Origin of the sequence: Nodosilinea sp. AN01ver1 (genome assembly GCF_050565655.1) — a bacterium.
GTDB lineage: Bacteria > Cyanobacteriota > Cyanobacteriia > Phormidesmidales > Phormidesmidaceae > Nodosilinea.
This window is the reverse complement of sequence record NZ_JBNXVS010000039.1, coordinates 23,036-46,284: the sequence shown is the minus strand read 5'-3', so window position 1 is coordinate 46,284 and position 23,249 is coordinate 23,036. Positions and strand designations below refer to the sequence as shown.

Genomic DNA, 23,249 nt, shown 5'->3' with positions numbered 1-23,249 from the left:
AGCAGCGTCAAAGATTGCTGATAAGAGAACCATTATCCGAACCACTACCGCACCGCCATGACAACGATTTTGGAACAGGGCAATATCTCGATCCATACCGAGAATATTTTTCCGATTATCAAAAAAGCGCTCTACTCTGAGCACGAGATTTTTCTGCGCGAGCTGGTTTCCAACGCTGTAGACGCGATTAAGAAGCTCTCGATGGTCTCTCGCTCGGGAGAATATGCTGGCGATATCAGCAGCCCCGAAATTGAAATTAAGCTTGATAAAGATAAGAAAACCCTCAGCGTCTCCGATACCGGCATCGGCATGACCACTGACGAAATCAAGAAGTACATCAACCAGGTAGCTTTCTCCAGCGCCGAAGAATTCATCACCAAGTACAAAGACAGCGCCGCCGAAGACCCGATCATCGGTCACTTTGGTTTGGGCTTTTACTCCTCGTTTATGGTGGCTTCCACGGTCGAAATCGACACGCTTTCTTACCGAGAGGGGGCCGAAGCCGTTCACTGGAGCTGCGACGGTACCACCCAGTTTGAACTCAGCGCCTCCGAGCGCAGCAGCGTCGGCACCACCATCACCCTGCACCTGATGGAGGGCGAAGAAGAGTACCTGGAGCCCGCCCGGATTCGGCAGTTGATCAAGACCTACTGCGACTTCATGCCGGTGCCGATCAAGATTGACGGCGAGGTGGTCAACAAGCACGAAGCCCCCTGGAAGCAGTCGCCCAGCAGCCTCACCGATGAAGACTACCTGGAGTTCTACCGCTACCTCTACCCCTTCCAGGAAGACCCGCTGCTGTGGATTCACCTCAACACCGACTACCCCTTTGTGGTCAACGGCATTCTCTACTTCCCCAAGCTCAAGCCCGATATCGACATCACCAAGAGCAGCATTAAGCTCTACAGCAACCAGGTCTTTGTCACCGACAACTGCGAAGAGGTGGTGCCCCGCTTCCTGCTGCCCCTGCGCGGCGTCATCGACAGCACTGACATTCCGCTCAACGTGAGCCGGAGCTTCTTGCAGGGCGATCGCACCGTGCGCCGCATCGCCGACTACATCGCCAAAAAAGTTGGCGATAGCCTCAAAGCCCTGTACCGCGACGACCCCGCCAAGTACATCGCCAGCTGGCAAGATCTGGGCAACTTCGTCAAGTTTGGCTCCCTCAACGACGACAAGTTCAAAGAGCAGGTCAAAGACATTCTGATCTTCCGCACCACCGCTAAGCTGGGCGAGGCGGAAGAAGCCCCCAAAGTGGAAGTGCAAACCGACGAGGGCGACGCCTGGGCCGAAGTCTCTGAGACCGCCAAGCCCGCCACCGATGCCAAGGGCAACTTCTACACCACCCTACAGGAGTACCTGGAGCGCAACAAAGACAAGCACGAAAACCGCGTCTTCTACGCCACCGACGAAGTCTCCCAGGCGACCTATATCGAGCTGTTCAAGAGCCAGGGCCTGGAGCTGCTGTTCATGGATTCGTTCATTGACACCCACTTTATCCCCACCCTGGAGCGCGAGTATTCGGATGTGAAATTCGTGCGGGTGGATGCAGATCTCGACGACACCCTGCTCGACAAAGAAAAGCAGAGTGAAATTGTTGACCCGGCCACCAACAAAACTCGCGACGACCAGGTCAAGGAAATGTTTGAGAAGGCGATCAACCGCCCCCGCGTCAATGTCAAACCCCAGGCGCTGAAGGGTGAAAATGCACCCCCGGCGATGGTGCTGCTGCCCGAAGAAGCCCGCCGCATGCAGGAAACCATGGCGATGATTCAGCAGCAGGAAATGCAGTTCCCCGACGACCACGTGCTGATGGTGAATACCGCCCACCCGCTGATTCAAAACCTGCTGGGCCTGAGCCAGAGCACGATTATCGGGGCCGATGGCGGCAGCTCCCCAGCAGGCGATATGGCGACGATGATCTGCAACCAGATCTACGACACGGCGCTGATGGCCCAAAAGGGCTTTGATGCCAACGGCATGAAGGCCTATGTGGAGCGATCGAACAAACTGCTGACCAAATTAACGGAGCGGTAGAAAACTCCTTCTGTAGTTAGATTCCCGGTTTCTTAAAGAAATCGGGAATCTTTGTATTGGGAAAGAACTAGGGCATCTATGAGTCAGGGGCAGTGGAAACTCCAAAAATATGTGACTTCGCAGGGAGTTTGCCCCTTTGACGAGTGGTTTGCAAATCTTGATGCCCAAACCCAGGCCAGAATTGATGCTCGGCTTGACCGGGTAAGTTTGGGAAATTTTGGCGATCGCAAAAGCATTGGCGCAGGGGTTTACGAGCTACGGTTCTTTTTTGGCCCAGGCTATCGGGTCTACTATGGTTTAGCGGGTATGCGGGTTGTGCTGTTGCTGGTTGGCGGCGATAAGAAAGGCCAGAATAAAGACATTCAGATGGCGCAACGGCTCTGGGCGATGTACCAAGACGAACAGCGGGAGATGTGAATGATGCCAGTTAAAGATTATCGAACTGACTTACTGGTGAGGCTGTCTAACCCAGACTATGCGGCCTTATACCTCAAGACGGCTTTAGATGAAACTCTGAAGGATGGCAATAGGGAAGCTTTTGTGTTGGCTCTAAGAAACGTGGTCGAAGCCAGGCAGGTTACGCAAGAGAGCAGTGCTGATGCCCCTGGCAAGCCCCTGCAACGGGTCTTGGCAGAGGGAGAAAACCCCACTCTCGAAACTTTTGTGGCTGTACTCAGCGCTGTAGGGTTGACTATCGACTTTAAGCCCGCTTGAGTGTGTTTGAGTAGAGAGAACCCCGATTTCTCTAAGAAATCGGGGTTCTTTTGGCTTCTACAGGCTAGACCTTAGCTATTCTTACCCTTGCTCAAACAGGGTTATGCGTTTGGTCAGTATGCGCATAACTTCGTTGGGGTTGACGGTGGGCAATGGCCGCGACCATTCTTCGGGGCGGGCGTAGCCTAAGCGATACAGAGTGATCACGCAGCCGTTGACCACGGGGAGAGAGCCGATCGCCAGCAGTCGCAATATGTCGGGTGAGGGCTGGTCTCGCAGATCGATCAAGGGCTGCTGCGGCTCGGGGCCGGGCAGAAAGGCGGCTAGATCTGGGGTAAGTAGGCGATCGCTTTGTCTTGTCTCTGTCATCATAGGTTTTAGCTCCATAGTGAGTCGCCCAGTCCTGAAGTTTTCCAGGCCCAAGGACTGGGCTTTGAGTTTTGTGAGTGGTTAGAAGGGTAATTCCACTTCATGGTTATCACTATGAAATGGAATCACCCACCAGATAAATATACTCTGGTCATAGGAACAGTACTTCCATGGAATGGGTATAGTCACATCATGGATGCATTCATCACCTTTTTTGGTTGTAGGAATACCTGTTAGTTCTGAAAGATTACTGGGCTGTATCTAGCGGATATGTTTTCTTCAAAAGAATACTTGGATGATTCTACATTCTGTACCCATAGGTGCTTAAAATCAGTACTGCAATCGCGATCAGCATTGCTAAACGTATCTTCACAAAGCTCTCTTTCTGATGTCAGCCAAAGTAATTTAACCAGAAAAAATATTGACGTCTGCGCAGAGTGTTAATAGCATCGAACTATTGGGAACTTTATTTAATGTAACTTTGAAGCCGATGGAGAGTCCTAAAAATGGTTGCAGATTTTAATATGTCAGCCTCAGTCATTGCAGGACTTTTAGATTCTATTATTGATGAGCTTGGAGCAAAAGATAGGCGTGAGCACGAGCGTCGAATGAAAGAGTTGCAACTTATCGAAAGTTCAAGCTTGAAGGATGAGTACGCAAGGCAGTTATTGTTTGACCGTTTGCTTTCGCCTGTTGAAAAAGCACAATATGAAATTCAGGATGCGGCTAAACATGCTCAATGGCTAGCCACTGTTATTATTTTTTACTATCAAGATCATGGACTGACAGAGGAGCAAGCGCATGAACTTGCTCGGCAGCTTAGGCTTCTGGCCATCCAAATCACTAATGTGGAATCCTTGCATGATTTAAAGTTTGTATACGCAGTAGCTACTATTTTTAATGACAAAATATCCATATTTAAACACAAGGAACGGAAATATCGAATTGAATACAACGTGCGTGAAAAAATATTGAATCGGTTAAACAGCTGCATCGCTACTGAAAGAAACTTTGTAAGAAGGATTAAAATGACAGAAAATCAATACTCTACGACACCAACAGCATAAAAACGGAAGGATGAGTTCTTCAGATGAACGATCGCATTTGGCAAAAGGTAAACGGCATCATTCAGCAGGGGCATCAGGTAGCCTCTGGGGCCGCTCTCGATGGCCCATATCCAGCTGGAAGCATTGAAATGCAAACGCCTTTCTTCAGAGCTTTGGGCTTAGACCTGTCAGGCTATTTCCCAGGAACGCTCAATATTTCTATTAGCCCCAGCACTTTTCAGCTCACGAATCCTGAATTCACCTTTCGCCAGGTCGAGTGGACCGATCGCCATCCTCCCGAAGATTTCTCCTTCTCGCGCTGTCGGCTTTTGCTTCAAGGCTCAGCCTACGACAGCTGGATCTACTACCCCCACCCAGAGACCAAGGAACGCAACTTTCAAAACCCATCCATCCTTGAAATCATTGCGCCGCCGATTCCAAATATCCAGTATGGAAGCAGGGTCGAAATCGAGTACAACCCGCTAGAACTGTCTATCAGCTAAAAATTTAAAGCGGCGGCGAGCCCGTTAAGCGACATTCTTTGGTCAGGTCGCCAGGTCGCCGTCGCCCAGCCGCCTCGATACCTGAAGCGGCCTATTCTCTACAATTAAACGCTCAGCAGCATACTTTTTGGGCTTCCCCTGTAGGAGTCGTTGACGCCACTAACTATGTATGCAATGATTTCGCCATCGCAGCACCCGCGATGACCAACCGACTTTTAACCTTCGACTAATAGAATTCTCACAAACGCGGTATAGACAATAGCTATATCGATAGCGCCGTTCTGTCGGTGAGTTTTGGGCGCAATCGCTCAGTGGTCAAGCAAATGTAACTGGATGCAAGAGGTGAGACTGCCCTATGGTTTACTTGCTGGCGCTGCTGATTGGCATCATTGCCGGTCTACGCACCATGACCGCGATCGCTGCCGTTAGCTGGGCCGCCTACCTGGGCTACCTCAACCTCGACGGCAGCTGGCTCGCCTTTTTGGGCTACCGCTTCACCCCCTGGATCTTGTCAGCGCTGGCGCTGGGCGAATTTGTTACCGATCAACTGCCCTTTACGCCCAGTCGCAAGGTGCCAGCCCAGTTTGGCGCTCGCATTGTCAGTGGGGCGATCGCAGGGGCGGCGATCGCCCTACCGGTTGGCACCTGGGTGGGCGGGCTGATCGCGGGCGCGGTGGGTGCGGTAATTGGTACATTGGGCGGTGCGGCAGCGCGATCGCGGCTTGCGACCGCCCTGGGCCGTGACCTACCGGCGGCGCTGATCGAAGATGCGATCGCCATTGTTGGTGCCGTTTTAGTCGTGGGGCTGCTGTCATGACTCAATCTTTTGATGCGGTAATTATTGGGGCTGGTCAGGCCGGGCCACCGCTGGCCGGACGACTGACCGCAGCGGGCATGACCGTAGCGCTGATTGAGCGAAATTTGCTGGGCGGCACCTGCGTTAACACCGGCTGCACGCCGACCAAAACCCTGGTCGCCAGCGCCTACGCCGCCCACCTGGCGCGCCGCGCCGCCGACTATGGCGTGGTGATCTCGGGCGCGATCGCGGTCGATATGGCTCAGGTCAAGGCCCGGACTAGGGCCGTGGTGGCAAATTCTCGCAGCGGCCTTGAGAACTGGCTCGGCAGTATGGAGCGTCTGACGCTTTTCCATGGTCAGGCCCGGTTTGAAAGCGCGAACACGCTGCGGGTCGGCGACGAACTCCTGAGCGCGCCGCAAATTTTTATTAACGTGGGCGGTCGGGCGCGGGTGCCTGAGATGCCCGGTGTAGGCGAGATTGACTATCTAACCAACACTTCTATGCTGGCACTCGACAGCCTGCCCCGGCATTTGGTGGTGGTGGGCGGTAGCTACATCGGGCTAGAGTTTGCCCAGATTTACCGCCGCTTTGGGGCCGCAGTAACGGTTGTCGAAAAAGGCCCGCGCCTGGTTTCCCGCGAGGACGAGGACATATCCACTGCGATTCGAGCCATGCTTGAAGCCGAGGGTGTGCAGGTGCGCACTGGAGCCGAGTGCATTGCCTTTGCTCCCCATGCCGAAGGGGTGGTCGTGCAGGTTGACTGCACCGAGGGAGAGCCGGAAGTCATAGGGAGTCACGTGCTGTTGGCGGTGGGGCGGCAACCCAATACCGACGATCTGGGCCTCGATCGCGCTGGTGTAGCCACAGACCAGCACGGCTACATCACGGTTGACGATCAGCTCCGCACCACTGTACCGGGCATTTGGGCCTTGGGCGACTGCAATGGCCGCGGCGCGTTCACCCATACCTCCTACAACGATTTTGAGATTGTGGCTGCCAATCTGCTCGACGGGGCTGAGCGGCGGGTGAGCGATCGCATTCTCGGCTATGCACTCTACACCGACCCACCCCTCGGGCGCGTCGGCATGACCGAGACCCAGGCCCGTGCTTCGGGCCGACCCTTGGTGATCGGCACCAGGCCGATGACGCAGGTGAGTCGGGCCGTCGAGAAAGGCGAGACCCAGGGCCTAATGAAAATTGTGGCCGATGCCGAAACTCAGCGCATTCTGGGGGCGGCAATTTTGGGTACGGGCGGCGATGAAGCCATCCACGGCATTCTCGATCTCATGAATGCCGATCAGCCCTACACCACGCTGCAGTGGGCGGTCCCGATTCATCCCACTGTATCGGAGCTGCTGCCAACGGTTGTAAGCGGCATGCAGCCAGCACCCTAGCCAGGCCAACTAGTCTGGCTTGGCTGAATTGGCCCCCTCACCCCATCAAAATCACGTTATCCAGCACGTGAATGATGCCGTTGTCGGCCTCAATGTCTGCGGCGAGCACCGTGGCATTTTTGACCTCAAAGCCCTCGGTCCCGTCGATCGGAATTGGCGCACCCTCCAGCGATTCCACCGTACCCAGCTTGATTAGCTCGTCTTTGGTGTACTTGCCAGACACCACATGAAACTTGAGAATGCGGCCCAGCTGGGGCGGGTTTTGCACCAGGGTTTGCACCGTGCCGGGGGGCAGCTTGGCAAAGGCGTCATCATTCGGCGCAAACACGGTAAACGGGCCAGGGCTTTGCAGCGCTTCGACCAAGCCAGCAGCCTGAACGGCGGCAACCAGGGTAGAGAAGCCTTCGTTATTGACGGCGATATCGACGATGGTAGGCATAGGGGTGGATAGGTAAGGGGGTAGGTGGGTAAGGGGGGTAGAGGGTGAAGATCCTATGGCGGGAGAAATACAAAATGATCGATGCGAAATTCAGAAAGGAAATTCATTTTGAACTCTGCATTTTGAATTTTGCATTCCCAACCCTTGCTTATCCACCCATCTACCGGTATTCCTGGCGCTGAATGTCGCGCAGGCGGGCTTCGGGGCGCACAAAGCGATCCATCTGAGCTTCAAAGAACTTGCGGTTGGCCATCAGGTGGCGAGGGTTCTGGTCATCTAGCGGATACAGCAGCGCGGTGCGCAGGGCCTGAATGACCGCTGAGGTGACGTTGTACATCGATCGCTGGAAGGTAATCCCCAGCTGAATCAGGATGTCGTCTTCGCCCCGGCAGTGTTTGTCGTAGTATTCCTGCAGATACGGCGGCAAAAAGTGCAGCATGTCCTGCATCAGCAGGGTGGGGGGAATACCGGCGCTGCCGACCGGGAAGACATCGGCGTAGAGAATGCCGTAGTGGAAGTTGTTCTGGTCCTGGGGCACCTGCCCAGCCTGGGCGTTGTAGGATTTGGTGCCCCGGAAGGGCGCGGTGCGGTAGAACACGGCTTCGACGTAGGGCAGAGCCGCCTCATAGAGCCAGGTAAAGCCGCAGGACTTGGGGATTAGCTCAAAGCACTCGTCGCCGACGTAGACGTGGTGGTAGATAGGGCGACCAGCGACCGCAAAAATGCCGTTGACCAGGAAATCCATGGCGTCGGGCACGCCCGCGAAACCGCCTTCGTCATAGATGTCGCTCATCTCAAAGAAGACGGGGGCCATCACTTCCCAGAACAGGCCCAGGTTGGAATAGTAGGAGAGTTCGCGGCACTTTTCGTAGAACATCTCGGGGAAGGCTTTGTGCAGCCCCAGCATGACGGGGTTGCCCTTGAAGTAGGCGGCAATGGCGCGATCGCACGCTTGCTTGTACTCATCGGTGTACAGGTAGTCGTTGAACCGACCGCCCATGTCCTGGTGCCAGAGCATGGCCTTCATGCAGGCCTCGGCAAACTCCATGTTGACGCGATCGTGCCACAGGTGCAGAAACAGCTTGGGCAGCTTGCGCTTGGTTTCCCCTTTGGCCATAAACTCCAGCAGCTCGGGGTGGGCCGTGGCCTCGCCGCGCCAGATCCGCAGATCGGCGGTGTCGCCCGCGTAGTGGTTGTGCAGGTCGAGGTATTCCTGGGGCAAAAAGTACTTAAAGGCGGGCACGGGGTTGAGAAATACCCGCTCGGCAATGTAGAGCAGGTCGCGCCAGTAGAAATCCATCGGCACGGCGTAGGCCTTGTAGATGCCGATGATCTGCATCAGGTTTTCGGGCGTATCGGGCAGCATCGAGCCGCCCGCCTCCAGCCGGTGAATGACATCGGCATGGGGATGCGTCGAGGGGGGGATGAGGGTTTTGGTTTCGGTGAGGGTAGGCATGGGAGTGGATGGGTAGGAAAGTGGGTGGGTGGGTGAATGGGAAGTTCAAAATTCAAAGTTGACTGGCCATTTTGAACTTTGAATTGTTCATTTTGAATTCTCAATTCTCTCTATGCTGAGACGGGCGATTTAGGAGGCTATTCATGGGCAAAAAGGCGCGGATTCGGGCAATTTCGATTTGTCTGCTGCGGCGGGGGGAGGAGATTTTGGTGCATGAGAGCTACGACTCGGTGAAGGAGCGGGGCTTTGCGCGGCCTTTGGGGGGCGGCATTGACTTCGGCGAAACCAGCGCCGAGGCGGCGATTCGTGAGATCAAAGAGGAACTGGGGGCGGACGTTACCGAAGTAAAGCTACTGGGCATCGTGGAGAACATCTTCGTCTACGAGGGAGAGCCGGGACACGAGATCGTGTTTGTCTACGACGGGCGGTTTGTGGATGGGTCGCTGTACGAACGGGAGAGTTTGGTGGCGATGGAGGGGAAGCGGCAGTTTGAGGCGGTATGGCGATCGCCTGCGGAACTCCGCGATGGCCCCTACTATCTGGTACCTGAGGAAATTTGGCAATTTCTCTGACCCTAACCGATCGCCCGTAGGGTGCATTAGGCCGTAGATCCCCCGTGCTTGTGCCGTTCCCTTCTGCCCTGGCCGTAATGCACCATTGCGAGAATTTGGGTGGTGGACGGGTGCGGGGTAGGGCGGTGCATTGCTACGCTAATGCACCCTACGGGGCGATCGCTCAGGGCCGGGTGGGCAGGGTAGCGATGGGGAGGGAAATCACTTCGTCTGGCATCACGTCCACGGGCAGTGCTTCGATCACCTCATCGGCCACCACCTCATCTGAGACGATGGGTATCGCCGCCAGCATGCCGCTGGCGGTGGGTTCGCCCCACTTCACCAGCCAGTTGGGCTGAATGCCGAGGAACAAAATCAGCCCGGCCAGCACGTAGGCGGGCAGCTTCTCAGAGAAGGTGACCTTGGGGAAGTAGGCGATCGCGTTGTCCAGCTTGCCAAAGCAGGTGCGGTTGAGCAAAATCACGAAGTACACCGCCGTCAGGCCGGTACCGATCACCCCCAGCAGGGTTTGCACCGGGTAGGTCGCATAGCTGCCCTGAAACACCAGAAACTCGGTCACAAACCCGACCAGGCCGGGAATACCGGCGCTGGCCATGCCCCCCAGCACCAGCAGGGCGCTGACCATGGGCAGACCGCGCACCGGGTTCATCAGCCCGTTGAGCACATCCAGCTCGCGGGTGCCGACCTTGCTCTCAATCACGCCGACCAGGTGGAACAGAATGGCCAAAATAATGCCGTGGGAGACCATCTGGCTGACGGCCCCGGTCAGGGCCAGGTCAGTCATGGCGGCACCGCCCAGCAGCACGTAGCCCATGTGGCCAATCGAGCTGTAGGCCACCATGCGCTTGATGTCTTTTTGCGCGATCGCCGTAATCGCCCCGTAGAGCACGCTGATCGCGGCCCACACCGCTAGATAGGGCGATAGCTCAGCCCAGGCGTCGGGAAACAGGCCCAGGCCAAAGCGAAACAGGCCGTAGGTGCCCAGCTTGGCCAGCACGCCGCCCAGCATCATCGCCACCGGAGTCGAGGCCGACACGTAGGTATCGGGCAGCCAGGTGTGAAAGGGCACCAGCGGAATTTTGATGCCAAAGGCGACCAGCAGCAGCCCCAGCAGCACCACCTGCCACACCATCGGCAGTTCGTGGCCCATCACGCTGTAGTAGGTAAAATCTTTCGCACCGGTTAGCCATACGGTACCGAGAAACCCAGCCAGCATCAGCGCCCCCGACAGGGCCGTGTAGAGCAAGAACTTAGTGGCCGAATAGGCCTTTTTCTCACCGCCCCAGATCGCAATCAGCAGGTATAAGGGCACCAGCTCAATTTCGTACAGCAGGAAGAACAGCATCAGGTTTTGGGCCACAAAGGCTCCGGCCACCCCCGCACTCACCAGCAGCAGCAGGCTATAGAACAGTCGGGGCCGCTCAATGTCGGGGGCGCTACTCCAGATCGCAATCCAGGTGATCAGGCTGTTGAGGGCCACCATCAGCAGCGATAGCCCGTCGAGGCTGAGTTCGTAGTTGAGGCCGAGGGCGGGCAGCCAGGGCAAAAACTCGTGGAACTGAAAGCCGCCAAAGGACAGATCAAACTGGGTAAATAGCCCGATCGTCCACAGCAGGGGCAGGGCTGAAACCACCAGGGCACCCGTGCGGGCCTGCTTGCCGGTCAGGCCAGGCCAGAAGCCGATCGCGATCGCGCCGATTAACGGAATCAGTAGGAGTGGAGTGAGCATGACAGTGGGTTGAGTGGATGGAGAGACAGAGAGAAATTCAAAATGCAAAATTCAAAGTGCAAAACAGGAAGCCAGGTTTGAGTTTTGAACTTTGGAATTTCAGACTCAAAACAGCGCCGATAGGGCATGCCAGTTCATCAACACCCCAAGCAGCGCTACGCCGAGGGAGATTGTTAGCACGTAGAACTGTAGCTGGCCGGTGTTGCCGTACTTGAGGGTTTCACCGCTAAACAGCGAGGCCAGACCAACCGCGTTGACCAGACCATCGACCACGTAGCGATCGAGCCAGTCGGTCAGGCGCGACAGCATATCGACGCCGAGCACAAAGGTGTTGCGGTAGAGCTTGGGGGTGTAAAAGTCGTAGGCTAGCAGGTTTTGCAGGGGCTTTTGAATCAGCTTGCTGGGGTCTTCAACCACGCGGTTGACATAGAGCAGCGTGCCGATGACAGCTCCAAGAATGCTCGACCAGGTCAGCAGCAGAGCCATGTCCTGGCTGATCTCAGCCCAGGCGGGCAGCAGGTGGAGCTGGCCCATCACCAGGGGCAGGTGGAGGGTAAAGCCCGCTGCGATCGCCATCGGCAGCACAATCAGCCAGAGCGGCTCGGGGGCGCGAATGGTCATCTGCTGGGTTTTGCCCGCAAAAATGAGGCCAATTAAACGCGCCAGGCTAAAGGCAGTGAGCCAGTTGACCAGCAGCACGATCGCCACCAGCAGCCCCCGCTGATCGTTCCACAGCCCCGAAACCAGCGACAGCATGGCCCAAAACCCGCCCAGGGGCGGCAGCGCCACCAGCCCAGCCGCCCCGGCCATCATCGCCATGGCGGTGACGGGCCGGCGGCCCCACAGCCCACCCATTTGGGTCAAATCTTGAGTGGTGACATTGACAATGATCGAGCCTGCCCCCATCACCAGGGTTGCCATGCCCAGGGCGTAAACCAGGGCCAGCAGCAGGGCAGCACCGGGCTGGTGAGCCCCCACCGCGATAAACATCAGGCCCATGTAGGCACTGCTCAGGTACGACAGCACCCGCTTAACGTCGATTTGGGCGGCAGAGATCAGCGTCGCGCCGATCGCGGTGACGGTACCGACGGCGATCGCAAAGGCCGAGGCCGTCGAAGATAGCGCAATCACAGGCTCCAGCTCCACCAGCACCCACACTCCGGTGATCACCACCACCGCATTTCGCAGAATGGTGCTGGGCAGCGGGCCTTCCATCGCCTCATCTAGCCACAGGTGCAGCGGAAACTGGGCGCACTTGCTCATCGGCCCGGCGATCAGGCCAATGCTGATTAGGGTGATTAAACCAGGATCCACATTCGCCGTCTGTGCCCAGGCCGCCAGCTCGCGAAAGTCCCAGGTGTGGGCAAGGGGATAAATCGCCAGCACTCCCATCAGCAGCACCAGGTCGCCCACCCGCTTGGTCAAAAAGGCGTCCCGCGCCCCGGTGACCACCAGCGACTGGTTGTACCAGAAGCCCACCAGCAGGTAGGTGCCCAGGGTCAAAATCTCCAGCAGCATGTAGGCAAACAGCAGGGAGTTACACAGCACCAGGGCACAGAGGCCGGCCTCAAACAGGGCCATCATGGCGAAAAATCGGCCCCAGCCCCAGTCCATTTCTAAGTAGCCCACGGCGTACAGCTGAGCCAGCAGATTCAGCGTGGTAATCAGCACGCAGGCCCCCAGGGTAATCGCTGACGCCTCTAGGGGAATGGTCAAATTGAGCCCGGCCACGTTCAGCCAGGGGGCAAAGAAAAACTGGGGCGACGACTTGCCCCAAAAGGCTAGAAACGCCAGCAGGCTGTGGGTCAGGGCCAGAGCCGTCATCACAATATTGATGTAGCCCGCCGGACGCGGGCCGGTGCGGCTAATCATTGCTGGCGACCAGGGAATTGTCAGCAGCGCTCCCATCAGCGGATATAGGGGAATCAGCCAGCTGGTTTGAGCCAGAATCGGGGTCATAGTCGAAACCTTGGGCAAGTAAGGACGGTAAAGGGTGCCAGGCGGGGCAGAAGCAGAACCTAACCCGTTAGTTCCAGTCTCAAGGGAGGATTGACTTAGATCAATCTATAGACGGGCTAGATAGAGTTAGACCTATTTGAAATAGAGTTTAGCCAATGCTTGGTCTAAAAAGGAAGGGGTAAATTGATTAAATGCAATTTGTTTTTTATTCCTGATTGATTAACTTCAATAATGCATTCCCTGCCTTCTCCAGGAAGCCTGGCTAACAGCCTCGTCACTCCGCTGAATCCCACTGAGCAATCCCACTGAGCAACAGTGTAAGTTCCCCTTGTCGTCCCTAGCTCAGTCCTTTCAGCAAAAATTATCCTGATGACGCGATCGCCCCGCGAAGAGTAGATCAGCAGCGGTAAAGCCCCCCTGACGCCCCCTCAGTCATTACCGCAAAGCCAAGCTTCTGCAAAATCATCAGGGGACATTAACGTGGCTGATAATCATTGGTTGACTCGGGCCGAACGGGCTCTAGTGGTGGGGTCTGGTGTCGGTGCCGTCGCATCGGTTGCGGCTCAAAATATCGCTCTGGCGTCAGCGCCGCTGACGGTGCTAGCTGCCGTTGGCCTGCTCAACCGCACCCGAGTCGAGCGGCAGCTCGAAGAAGCCCAGGAAAAACTCGCCCGCCAGCATCGTCAAACCGGCCACCGCCTGACCAACCTGAGCAAGCAGGTGACGGCCATGCCCTCCCCCGAGGCGCTGACCAATTTTCAGCGCGCGGTGATGGATCGCAACAACCACTCGTTTATTCGTTTTTCAAGAGAAATTAAAGACCTCAAAGCCCACCTCAACCAGCGGCTAGAAACGCTACCCACCCCCGATCTGACCGGCATTGATCAGCAGATTGCCCAGCTGCAAGAGCAGGCCGCAACCGCCCAGGTCAGCTTTGAAAACCTCAACACCTACATGCAGCGGCTGGCCACGGCCCCTCGGGTAGAAGCCGCCGAAAACAAGCTCTCCCAGGTCAAAACCGACCTCATGCAGACCCGCGTGAGCCTCGAAAACCTGCGCTCAGAAACCCGCACCCTGGTAAGCAACCTGCAAGATGCCCTGGGGCAGATCGATCGCCGCTGGCACGAGTATCCCCAAACCAGCAACCCTGGCCAGTACCGAGCTGAAATGGGGGAAGTGGTGAAGGCGATGGCCGCGCTGGTGCCCCAGTCAGAATTTAGCCAGCTGGTGGACCACGTCAAAGATCTCACCCGCCAGCAAACTCGCCTGGAGCAGGCCCTGACCAAAATTCCGGTGGGTCCCGTGGGCGGGGCTTCAACTCCGGCGGCCCCCAGCATCGCCGAGCTAGAGCGGCTGACCGCCGAGGTGCGGCAGCTCCAGCAGCAGGTCAGCCGTCAGGAAACGGCAGGCCACACCCAGGAGCAGGTGCAGCAGGTGGTGTCGCAGTACCTGGGCCAGGTCAAGGCCCAGGTGGCCCAGCTGGAGGGGGTAACGCGATCGCTCTCCGAACGGCAGCAGCAGCTCACCAGCCAGATGGTTACGGCCCCTGCCGACACCGCCAACCGTAAAGCCCTGATTCAGCTAGCGCGCCGGGTGCAGCAGACGGAGGCCAACCTCAAAACCTCCCGCCACGATTCTCCGGCTCAGGCGGCTCCAGCGAGCCGTCATCCGCTGGCCCAGCCCGACTGGATTATCGACCTGCCGGTACACACCGCCAGCGAACCCCAGGTCATGCCCAGCCGCCAGGCTCTAGAAGCCGCGCTGGAAACCGCCACCCGGCGAGTGCTGCTGGTCTGGCCCTGGGCCAGCTACGTCACCATTGATGAAAATCTGCTCCAGCGGTTTAGCCAGCTGCTAGAGCGGGGCGGCCAGCTTGAAATTGGCTGGTGCCACCGGGGCGACCAGCACGATGGTCGCCTGGCCTGGCGCATCAGCCAGCGCTGGGGCACCGAGTCGAGCCAGCTGCAGCTGCTCAAGGCGGCCCTCAACCAGCTCTTGCCCCTGCGCGAAAACTACCCCGATCGCTTCAAGTTTAGAATTATGGGCACCGCCGAGAGCTACCTGGTCTGCGACAGCGGCAGCAGCGCCCCCTCTGAAAACGCCATTGGGCATACCTACGCCATCGTTAGCCTCAAGGCGCTGCCCACCCTGAGCGCCGTCATCCCCGACCTGGAGGCCAAGCTGCGCACCAGCGAACCCGCCGTGGTGCAGGCGCTGATGCAGCGCTTCCACGACCCGGTGATTCCGCCCGGCGATGCGGTGGCCTTCTTTAACCGGGGCACCACCCGCCACGATCTGCGCGATCAGCCCGGTGCCATTAGCGACTATAGTCAGGTGATTCAGCTACAGCCCGACCACGCGATCGCCCTCAACAACCGGGGGGTGGCCCAGCTCGAACTCAACCAGGCCGAGGCCGCCGAGGCCGACCTTAGTGAAGCAATCTTGCAAAACAATAAGCTGTTTGCCCCCCACTGCAACCGGGGCTGGCTGCGCCTGGAGCAGCGCCGCTACGCCGCCGCGATCGCCGACTTTACCCAGGCGATCGCCCTCAAGCCCCACCTGCCGATGGCCTACGTGTACCGGGGCAGCGCCCTGCAAAAGCTGGGCGACCTGAAAGGGGCCGTGCGCGACTACAGCGACGCGATCGCCTGCGGCGACCCGATTGCGCTGCCCTACTGCTACCGCAGCGCCGCCTACCAGAGCCAGGGCGATCAGGCGCGGGCGATCGCCGACCTGGAGCGGGCCAGCGCCTACCTGGAGGCCCAGGGCGACAGCCAAGCGCTGTCGTCGGTGCAGCGCACCCTGAGTCGGTTGCAGAGCATGACGGCGTAGGGAGGTGGAGCGTGGGGGAGTGGGGAGTTCAAAATTCAAAGTTCAAAATTTTGCCTTTTGAATTTTGCCTTTCGCTTACCCCATCGCTTCCTCACGCCTCACCTCCTCCTCCATAGCTGGCCTCAGCGCCAGATATAGGCAGGCCCCCACCAGCGGCAGCGCTAGCACCGCCGCCGTGATCCAGGGTTGATTCAGCCCTCTCCGGGCCATGTCATCCTTCAGCAGCACCGGCAACAGCAGCCACAGGGCGCAAAAATCGAGCGACATAACGTGAATAAAGCGGCCAGTCTGCCACTGCTGCCAGAAATCGGGCCAATCTCCTTTAAGTAAGGCAAAGGCCGCCAGGGCGATCGCCCCCGCCGCCAGCACCCCGCCCAGCCAGCGCGACTCCAGCCGCCGCAGCAACGGGCTCTTGGAACCATCAAAGCCGGAGCTGGGCTGCCTCAGGGCCAGATAGGGCAGCAGCGCAAAGGCCCCCACCGCAAACGACACCAGCACAAAGGGCCAGGCGCGCAGCGGTTGACCATGACCATCGACCAGGGCCAGGGCGGCGTAGACCATGGGCCAGATTCCCATGGCGTTGAATAGCGCTATAACGATTGGATTAATGCCCGCCCAATCACCCGTGGAGAGGCGAAGAATGAGATCGGCCGTATCGGGGCGATCGGGTGGCGCAAGTATAAATGCATACAAAATAAGCCCCAGCCAAAGACCCCAGAAAATGAATCGGTTCATGCTCGCTCAAGTGCTAAGTTTCTCACCAAATTATCAAACAAAAGCAACGAAGACGCTCAGGCCCAAAAAAAGCAAATAAGCTTTATTCAAGCCACTCAGCCTGCAAAAGAGGCAATTGTTAAAAAATAATTAACTACATTTTGAACTGTAACTTTATGTTCCTGAATCTTAGTTAAAGAAGCGTTAACTTCACTCATAAATCTCCGATTTAAAGTCGTTTTTTATACCTTCTCACAGCTCATATGCCCCGATTAGGGAACCCACCGTGTCTTTAGCTGCCCCCCGTGAGTCCGCCAGTTCTCCGGCTCACCATCGAAGCATTATGCATATTCAGTACTTTCTGGAGCTATACGAGGCCGGTTACCGCGACTTCACGGGCGTTAGCCTGGCCGGTGCCGACTTCAGCCACCACATTCTGGTCGATGTTGATCTCAGCCGCGCCAGCCTCAGGGGGGCCAGCTTCAGCCGCTCCTTCCTGACCCAGGCCAATCTCGACCACGCCGACCTCAACTGGGCCAACCTGAGCTTCGCCAAAATGAGCGAAACTCGGCTGGTGCAGGCCGATTTGACCAAAGCCAACCTGCGAGGCGCTTTTTTGGTGCGCACTGACCTGCGCCGCGCCAAGCTTAGCGGGGCCGACCTGTGTCATGCTAACCTGCGCCAGGCCGACCTGCGGGGCGCTAACCTCTGCGGGGCCAACCTCAGCGGCGCTAACCTGCGGGGAGCCAATCTCAGCGGCGCTAACCTGTCGTGGGCGCACCTGACCGGGGCGCGGCTCAGCGGGGCCGATCTGGAGCGCACCCGCATGGATGCGACCAACCTGGAAGGAGCCTGGCTCAACGGGCTAGACCTGCACGGCATGAACCTGGCCGGGGTAAATCTTAAAGAGGCCAAGCTCAACGGGGCCAACCTCGACCACGCCAACCTCAGCTCGGCCAATTTGGCCCGCACTACCATGCGCGGCGTCAGTCTGGTAGGGGCCAACCTCAGCGGCTCTGACCTGACCGGGGCCGTGCTGTGGAACGGCATTCTAGATGGGGTAAATCTGTCGCGGGCCGACCTCACCCGCGCCCACCTGGGTGAGGCGTCGCTGAAGGCGGCGGTGGTGGTGGGCACTGAGTTTACCGAGTCGGTGCTGCCCGCCGAAGCCCGCGCCTACCTCTACGAGACGGTGCAGGGGGAAACCCGCTGGACCCATCGCTCTGCCCGCGAAACCCTGAACCAGTCGCAGTTTGTCGATCGCATTCCCCAGCAGTAATGTCGCCCCCATCCCTAGGTGTTGTGCTGGTCACCGCTGGCTCCGAGGCCGAGGCCGATCGCCTGGCCCGCCACCTGGTAGACTCGCGGCTGGCCGCCTGCGTCAGCGTGTTGCCGGTGCGATCGCTCTACCGCTGGCAGGGCGAGGTGCAGAGCGAGGCCGAGTGGCAGCTAATTGTCAAAACCGATCTCAGTCAGTTTGAGGCGCTGAGTGCGGCGATCGCCCTGCACCACAGCTACGAGGTGCCTGAGGTGATTGCGCTGCCGATTGTAGAGGGGCTGCCCGCCTACCTGAGCTGGCTCCAGGCCCAGGTGCAGGAGCCTTAAACCGTCTGTAGTTAAGGGTCTCAGCGCATTTCTTGGCGCTAGCTGTAGCCCGGTGGATGGTGAAACCTGCCCACCACGCGTTCGATCTCCTGGGCGATCGCCAGCAGCTCTAGCTCACGCCAGCGCTGGCCGACAATTTGCAGGCCAATGGGCAATCCCTGCTGCGTCAGCCCGATCGGGATTACCACCGCCGGATGCCCGCTCAGGTTGAAGGGCATGGTGTAGGCCCCGTTGGCCACCGCATGGGGATAGGGCCTGCCGTCTACGTCGACAGCGCTCCAGGCCGGGCGGTGGGTAAAGGCCGCTGTGGCCGCTACCGGCGTTAGCCACACATCCCACGGCTCCAGCGCCTCGTCGAGCTGAGCGGTAAAGACGTCGCGCTCAGTCAGAGCCTCAAAGTAGCCTTTCAAACTGGGGTTTAAGAGTTCGGGCAATAGGCGGCTAAAATCGCCCAGCCGGCGCAGGTCGCGATCGCCCTGGGTAGCGGTGCGAAAAATTTGGGCAACGCTGCGGCGCAGGTTATAGCGATCGACCGGCTGAGCATAAATATTCAGGTAGGCGGCCAGCCGTCCGTACTGATGCAAAATCTTGCTCAAATCAAAGTCTCTGGGCATCCAGGCTTCTACCTGGGCACCGGCATCGCTCAGCTGCTGGGCCACCGACTGTAGGGCGCTGCGAATCTCGGTGGCGACCGGCACGGCCTCCCACTGGTCAATCCAGGCGATCTTGAGGCTCGCCAGCGCCCTGCCGGAGGGCACATCTAGCGGCACTGGCGGTACCTCTGGCCGCCGCCTATCGGCCCTGGCAATCAGCTCAAACCCCAGGCGCAGATCGTCGAGGGAGCGGGCAAAGCAGCCCACCGTAATCATGTGGCGCAGGCACAGCGGCATACCCGGCACCTCAGGAATTTGCCCGGCGGTAGAGACGCGGCGATCGGTGGGTTTGAGCCCATAGATGCCGCAGAAGTGCGCGGGTTGACGAATGGAGCCGGCAATATCGTTGCCCAAATCGAAGGGCGACAGCCCGGCGGCGATCGCAGCGGCACTCCCCCCCGAACTGCCGCCGGGGGTATAGTCCAAGTTCCAGGGATTGTTGACCCGAGGAAACAGAGAATTGGTGCTCTGGTAATCGCCCGCCAGCTCAGCCAGGTTGGTTTTGCCCATAACTATGGCCCCCGCCTGCCGCAGGCGGGCTACCACAGTAGCATCCTGAGCTGGAATATAGTCTTTGAGCGGAATGTAGCCCGCCGTAGTGCGCAGCCCGGCGGTTTCAAAGATGTCTTTGATCGTAACGGGCACGCCGTGCAGGGCTCCCCAGGCTTCGCCCTGGGCCAGGGCCGCATCGGCCCGGCGGGCGGTGGCGCGGGCCTGGTCAGCATCCAGAGTGCAGAGGGCATTGAGGCTGGCGTTGTGGCTGTCAATTTGGGCCAGGTGGGCCTCCAGCACTTCAACAGCAGAAACCTCGCGATCGCGAATCATTTGAGCCAGCTGGCGGGCGGGGCGAAAAACCAGGTCACTCATCGAGCCATCTCCTCCAGTACGGCTTCAGGGCGGTAAACTCCGCAGCTTGATAAAGTTAATTGTATTCACTTTTAGTTAAAAGCATTAACTATTTATAGCCATGGGTCGCCCGCCAAAAGAAAAATCGCTGTCTCGTCAGGCTGTGGTAGCCGCCGCTATCGACTGTATCGACACTGAGGGGGCCGCCGCTTTGGGGGTCAGCCGGGTGGCGCGGCAGCTGGGCATCAAGCCTCCCGCCATCTATAAACATTTGGAAAACAGTGCCGATCTGCGCCGGACCACCGCGATCGCCCTCTGGCAGCAGTACGTTATTCAGTGCCAGCAGGCGATTGACGGACGCTTGGTCACTACCGACCTGCTCAAACAGCTGGGGCACTTTACCCGCACTTTTGCCAAAACCCATCCGGCCCGCTATCAGGTGATGATGCAGGTGCAGCTTCAGCCCAGCGATCCGGCGGCGGCGAACATCATTCAGCAGCTGCTGGCCTTTTTGCACCAGGCTCTCCAGGGCTACGACCTCAGCCGTACTCAGCTGGTTGACGTCATGCGAATGCTCAATGCCGCTATCTACGGCTTTATTGCCCTGGAGCAAGCCGGTCTGATGACCCTGGAGCAATCTACTGACCAGAGCTATGACGTCATGCTGGAGGGGCTGATCGTTGCGATCGAGCACATTCAAAGCTCTGCGTAGTCTCAAAAAAAAGGCTGACCAACGGCCAGCCTCTGTTCAGCTACTCAAGGAGATTTTTAACCACGATCACGCTCTAACGACGGTAGGCCAGGGCCACCTCGCTCTCAATTTCGGCTGGCTCAGATACCAAAACGGTTTCGGTCACTAGACTCAAATCAGCCTCCGCGTCTAGGTCGGCGTCATTAGCGGCGGCAGACTGGGCCAGCCAGCGCTGTCGCATGAGCACAGTGCCGCCCGTCAGCAGAGCCACCATTGCCGCCAAACCACCTAGCGTCGCCCCCAGGACGTTGCCGTCTGGAGATGACGCCCACCACCCACCCGGCAAATCGCCGCAAGTCATGGTCTGGGGCGCATCGAACTTGGAGAACGGACAGCCCATTGCGCCATTGCCGGGCACAGCAGAAACAGCCAGTAGACCAGCCGCCGCCACAGATGCCACCAGTGCAGACCGAGAGAGGAGGTTCATAGCCAAATTGAGAGAGAGAGAACGTCACAACGTAGGGCTATTGTTGCGGTACTCATCTGATCTGACAGCTGCAAAGGCTACAGAATCTGGAGAAAACTGACCAGACCGGCAGAGTATCTACCCAAGGGTAGAACGTTGGGGTAGTAGCCAAACCCTATCCTCTGGTGCCGAATCTGCCTTAATTGACCCCGGTTGGGTTGGGCCAACACCGTAAAGCCGTTGGCTTTGGCTGCGCCTATCCCCCAGGTAGGCCGCCTGATTGGAATCGGGTTGTGTGATTTGGGTCAGCCAACACTGCTCTCCAAAAACCATCCGCCTTCTTTTAGCTCTGCCTGAGCACGCGCCCGGCATTCAGAATGGCGAGCAGGGCCACGCCGACATCGGCAAATACCGCTTCCCAGAGGGTGGCGATGCCGATCGCGCCCAGGGCAATAAACAGCGCCTTCACCCCCAGCGCAAACCCAATGTTCTGCCAGACAATCCGCCGGGTGCGGTGGGCAATTTGAATCGCTTCGGCCACCTTAGAAGGCGCGTCGGTCATGATCACCACGTCGGCGGTTTCGATCGCCGCATCCGACCCCAGTCCGCCCATGGCCATGCCTACGTCGGCCCGAGCAATCACCGGGGCGTCGTTAATGCCGTCGCCCACAAACGCCACTTTGTCGCTGGTTTGATGGGCGCGATGCAAAAATTCTTCCAGGGCCGCCACCTTATCTTCGGGCAGCAGTTCGGCCCGGTACTGGTCGAGGCCCAGCTGGCGGGCAATGCGATCGGCGACCGACTGGCTGTCGCCGGTCAGCATGGCGGTGGCGATGCCCTGGGCGTGGAGAGCGCCAATGGCGGCGACGGCGTCAGCTTTCAGCTCGTCGGCAATCAGAATGTGGCCGCTGTACTCGCCATCGACGGCCAGGTGGGCGACGGTGCCCTCAACTACGCAAACATCGTGGGGAATGGCTTCGCGGTGCAGGAGGCGATCGCTGCCCGCCAGCACGGTGCGCCCGTTTACCTGAGCCCGAACGCCGTGGCCAGGAATTTCTTCGTAGTCCTGAATGCCAGATTCGTCAATGCGCTCGCCGTAGGCCTGGCGAATGGACTGGGCCACCGGATGGTTAGACTGGGCTTCGGCCTGGGCGGCTAGCTTCAGCAGCTGGGCAGAGCTCAAGCCGTTGTGGGTGACGATGTCGGTGACGCGAAAGTTGCCCTGGGTGAGGGTGCCGGTCTTGTCGAAAACGACGGTTTTGACCTGAGCCAGGGTGTCGAGGTAGGTCGAGCCTTTGACCAAAATGCCGCGCCGGGCCGCCCCCCCTACGCCGCCAAAATAGCCCAGCGGAATGCTGATTACCAGGCCGCAGGGGCAGGAGATCACCAGCAGCACCAGGGCGCGGTAGACCCACTCGCCTCGGGTGGCCCCAGGAATCAGCAGCGGCGGCAGCAGCGCCACCGCCAGCGACAGGAACACCACCACCGGGGTGTAGTAGCGGGCAAACTGGGTAATGAATTTTTCGGTGTCGGCTTTTTTGCTGCTGGCGTTTTCGACCAGATCCAGGATTTTGGCGATCGATGACTCGGTGAAGGGCCTGCTCACCCGCACGGTCAGCGACCCTGACTGGTTGATCATTCCCGCCAGCACGGTCTCGCCGGGGGCGACGGTGTAGGGCACCGATTCTCCGGTCAGGGCCGAGGCATCCACCAGCGACGACCCCTCTAGAACCTCGCCATCTAAGGGCACTTTTTCGCCGGGGCGCACCAAGATCAGGTCGCCGACCCTGACCGTATCGGGCGTCACCTGGCGAATGTCGCCATCGACCTTGAGGTTGGCGGTATCGGGCTGCACCGCCAGCAGGGCTTTGATCGAGCGGCGCGATCGCCCCACCGAGTAGCCCTGAAACAGCTCCCCCACCTGAAAGAACAGCATCACCGCCACCGCCTCAGGAATTTCGTGAATGGCGATCGCCCCCAGGGTGGCAATGGTCATCAAAAAGTTTTCGTCAAAGATGCGGCCCCGCAGAATGTTGCGCCCCGCCGTGGTCAGCACGCCCCAGCCGCTGATCAGGTAGGCGGGCAGCAGCACGGCGTACTCGGCGATCGCCCAGGGGGTATTGTGCAATGCCTCGTGGAACCCTAGCCCGATCGCCAGCAGCACCGCCGCGATCGCGATCGGGGTCAGCTCGCGCCGCAGGTTGAACTCATCAGAGCCGTGGTCGTGGCCGCAGCAGTCGTCGTGGGTCTCGACAGGGGGTGGGCTCTGGCTGGTGCCGTGGTCGTCGGCACAGCAGCCGTGGGCGCGCGGAGCGCTGGATTTGGCGTTGGGCTCTGCCATAGAAATACCTGTCGAGAACTTCTGAATATCTGAACGATTATTCAGATGATACATGATCTCCAGGCGGCATTCCATTCAAAAAAT

Annotated in this window: 21 protein-coding genes; 12 read left to right on the top strand and 9 right to left on the bottom strand. The window is 58.5% G+C overall.

Annotation, left to right across the window (positions count from 1 at the left end):
* The first annotated feature begins 57 nt into the window (after window positions 1–57).
* The 3 genes from htpG (at window position 58) to ACQ4N7_RS23030 (ending at window position 2,751) form a co-directional block, all read left to right on the top strand.
* Window positions 58–2,037 (top strand): molecular chaperone HtpG, encoded by a 1,980-nt coding sequence (gene htpG, locus ACQ4N7_RS23040; RefSeq protein ID WP_430713787.1) that lies wholly within the window; start codon window positions 58–60, stop codon window positions 2,035–2,037.
* Between the two features lie 78 nt (window positions 2,038–2,115).
* Window positions 2,116–2,454, top strand: a complete 339-nt coding sequence (locus ACQ4N7_RS23035; protein ID WP_430713786.1) for a type II toxin-antitoxin system RelE/ParE family toxin — start codon at window positions 2,116–2,118, stop codon at window positions 2,452–2,454.
* Window positions 2,455–2,457: 3 nt separating this feature from the next.
* Window positions 2,458–2,751 carry a DNA-binding protein gene (locus ACQ4N7_RS23030; RefSeq protein WP_430713785.1) on the top strand — a complete coding sequence of 98 codons (294 nt, stop codon included), beginning with the start codon at window positions 2,458–2,460 and terminating at the stop codon, window positions 2,749–2,751.
* An 81-nt stretch (window positions 2,752–2,832) separates the two neighbouring features.
* Here ACQ4N7_RS23030 and ACQ4N7_RS23025 read toward each other — a convergent pair whose 3' ends face one another.
* Window positions 2,833–3,123 carry a hypothetical protein gene (locus tag ACQ4N7_RS23025; RefSeq protein WP_430713784.1) on the bottom strand — a complete coding sequence of 97 codons (291 nt, stop codon included), beginning with the start codon at window positions 3,121–3,123 and terminating at the stop codon, window positions 2,833–2,835.
* A gap of 503 nt (window positions 3,124–3,626) precedes the next feature.
* On the opposite strand from ACQ4N7_RS23025, the gene ACQ4N7_RS23020 reads away from it, so the two are divergent.
* The 4 genes from ACQ4N7_RS23020 (at window position 3,627) to ACQ4N7_RS23005 (ending at window position 6,862) form a co-directional block, all read left to right on the top strand.
* The gene (locus tag ACQ4N7_RS23020) at window positions 3,627–4,187 is read left to right on the top strand and encodes a hypothetical protein (RefSeq protein ID WP_430713783.1); all 561 of its coding nucleotides are present in this window, start codon (window positions 3,627–3,629) and stop codon (window positions 4,185–4,187) included.
* A gap of 23 nt (window positions 4,188–4,210) precedes the next feature.
* Complete coding sequence (locus tag ACQ4N7_RS23015; protein ID WP_430713782.1) at window positions 4,211–4,669, top strand: hypothetical protein; 459 nt, start codon at window positions 4,211–4,213, stop codon at window positions 4,667–4,669.
* Between the two features lie 355 nt (window positions 4,670–5,024).
* A complete protein-coding gene (locus tag ACQ4N7_RS23010) occupies window positions 5,025–5,486 on the top strand; it encodes a DUF4126 domain-containing protein (RefSeq protein WP_430713781.1) in 462 nt (153 codons plus the stop codon).
* Window positions 5,483–6,862 carry an FAD-containing oxidoreductase gene (locus ACQ4N7_RS23005; protein WP_430713780.1) on the top strand — a complete coding sequence of 460 codons (1,380 nt, stop codon included), beginning with the start codon at window positions 5,483–5,485 and terminating at the stop codon, window positions 6,860–6,862. The genes ACQ4N7_RS23010 and ACQ4N7_RS23005 overlap by 4 nt, the downstream gene beginning before the upstream one ends.
* A 37-nt stretch (window positions 6,863–6,899) precedes the next feature.
* Here ACQ4N7_RS23005 and ACQ4N7_RS23000 read toward each other — a convergent pair whose 3' ends face one another.
* Both ACQ4N7_RS23000 and ACQ4N7_RS22995 read right to left on the bottom strand, forming a co-directional pair.
* Window positions 6,900–7,301, bottom strand: coding sequence for a fasciclin domain-containing protein (locus ACQ4N7_RS23000; RefSeq protein WP_106903506.1), 402 nt, complete (start codon window positions 7,299–7,301; stop codon window positions 6,900–6,902).
* Between the two features lie 160 nt (window positions 7,302–7,461).
* Window positions 7,462–8,757: a CO2 hydration protein gene (locus ACQ4N7_RS22995; protein WP_430713779.1), complete on the bottom strand. Its 1,296-nt coding sequence runs from the start codon at window positions 8,755–8,757 to the stop codon at window positions 7,462–7,464.
* A gap of 143 nt (window positions 8,758–8,900) precedes the next feature.
* On the opposite strand from ACQ4N7_RS22995, the gene ACQ4N7_RS22990 reads away from it, so the two are divergent.
* Entirely contained in the window at window positions 8,901–9,329 is a 429-nt protein-coding gene (locus ACQ4N7_RS22990; protein ID WP_430713778.1) for an NUDIX hydrolase, read from the top strand.
* Between the two features lie 163 nt (window positions 9,330–9,492).
* On the opposite strand, the gene ACQ4N7_RS22985 is transcribed toward ACQ4N7_RS22990, so the two are convergent.
* The gene (locus ACQ4N7_RS22985; RefSeq protein WP_430713777.1) at window positions 9,493–11,058 is read right to left on the bottom strand and encodes an NADH-quinone oxidoreductase subunit M; all 1,566 of its coding nucleotides are present in this window, start codon (window positions 11,056–11,058) and stop codon (window positions 9,493–9,495) included.
* A 105-nt stretch (window positions 11,059–11,163) separates the two neighbouring features.
* The gene (locus ACQ4N7_RS22980) at window positions 11,164–13,017 is read right to left on the bottom strand and encodes an NAD(P)H-quinone oxidoreductase subunit F (RefSeq protein ID WP_430713776.1); all 1,854 of its coding nucleotides are present in this window, start codon (window positions 13,015–13,017) and stop codon (window positions 11,164–11,166) included.
* A gap of 480 nt (window positions 13,018–13,497) precedes the next feature.
* Between ACQ4N7_RS22980 and ACQ4N7_RS22975 the strand changes: the two genes are divergently transcribed.
* The gene (locus ACQ4N7_RS22975; RefSeq protein WP_430713775.1) at window positions 13,498–15,849 is read left to right on the top strand and encodes a tetratricopeptide repeat protein; all 2,352 of its coding nucleotides are present in this window, start codon (window positions 13,498–13,500) and stop codon (window positions 15,847–15,849) included.
* Window positions 15,850–15,924: 75 nt separating this feature from the next.
* Here ACQ4N7_RS22975 and ACQ4N7_RS22970 read toward each other — a convergent pair whose 3' ends face one another.
* A complete protein-coding gene (locus tag ACQ4N7_RS22970; RefSeq protein WP_430713774.1) occupies window positions 15,925–16,584 on the bottom strand; it encodes a DUF2834 domain-containing protein in 660 nt (219 codons plus the stop codon).
* A gap of 265 nt (window positions 16,585–16,849) precedes the next feature.
* Between ACQ4N7_RS22970 and ACQ4N7_RS22965 the strand changes: the two genes are divergently transcribed.
* Window positions 16,850–17,842: a pentapeptide repeat-containing protein gene (locus tag ACQ4N7_RS22965; protein ID WP_430713773.1), complete on the top strand. Its 993-nt coding sequence runs from the start codon at window positions 16,850–16,852 to the stop codon at window positions 17,840–17,842.
* Window positions 17,842–18,168, top strand: a complete 327-nt coding sequence (cutA, locus tag ACQ4N7_RS22960) for a divalent-cation tolerance protein CutA (RefSeq protein ID WP_430713772.1) — start codon at window positions 17,842–17,844, stop codon at window positions 18,166–18,168. The genes ACQ4N7_RS22965 and cutA overlap by 1 nt, the downstream gene beginning before the upstream one ends.
* 38 nt (window positions 18,169–18,206) lie before the next feature.
* On the opposite strand, the gene ACQ4N7_RS22955 is transcribed toward cutA, so the two are convergent.
* A complete protein-coding gene (locus tag ACQ4N7_RS22955) occupies window positions 18,207–19,688 on the bottom strand; it encodes an amidase (protein WP_430713771.1) in 1,482 nt (493 codons plus the stop codon).
* Between the two features lie 100 nt (window positions 19,689–19,788).
* Between ACQ4N7_RS22955 and ACQ4N7_RS22950 the strand changes: the two genes are divergently transcribed.
* Window positions 19,789–20,379 carry a TetR/AcrR family transcriptional regulator gene (locus ACQ4N7_RS22950; protein WP_430713770.1) on the top strand — a complete coding sequence of 197 codons (591 nt, stop codon included), beginning with the start codon at window positions 19,789–19,791 and terminating at the stop codon, window positions 20,377–20,379.
* Window positions 20,380–20,452: 73 nt separating this feature from the next.
* On the opposite strand, the gene ACQ4N7_RS22945 is transcribed toward ACQ4N7_RS22950, so the two are convergent.
* Window positions 20,453–20,845, bottom strand: a complete 393-nt coding sequence (locus ACQ4N7_RS22945; protein WP_430713769.1) for a hypothetical protein — start codon at window positions 20,843–20,845, stop codon at window positions 20,453–20,455.
* A gap of 322 nt (window positions 20,846–21,167) precedes the next feature.
* Window positions 21,168–23,165, bottom strand: a complete 1,998-nt coding sequence (locus ACQ4N7_RS22940; RefSeq protein WP_430713768.1) for a heavy metal translocating P-type ATPase — start codon at window positions 23,163–23,165, stop codon at window positions 21,168–21,170.
* Window positions 23,166–23,249: the final 84 nt, after the last annotated feature.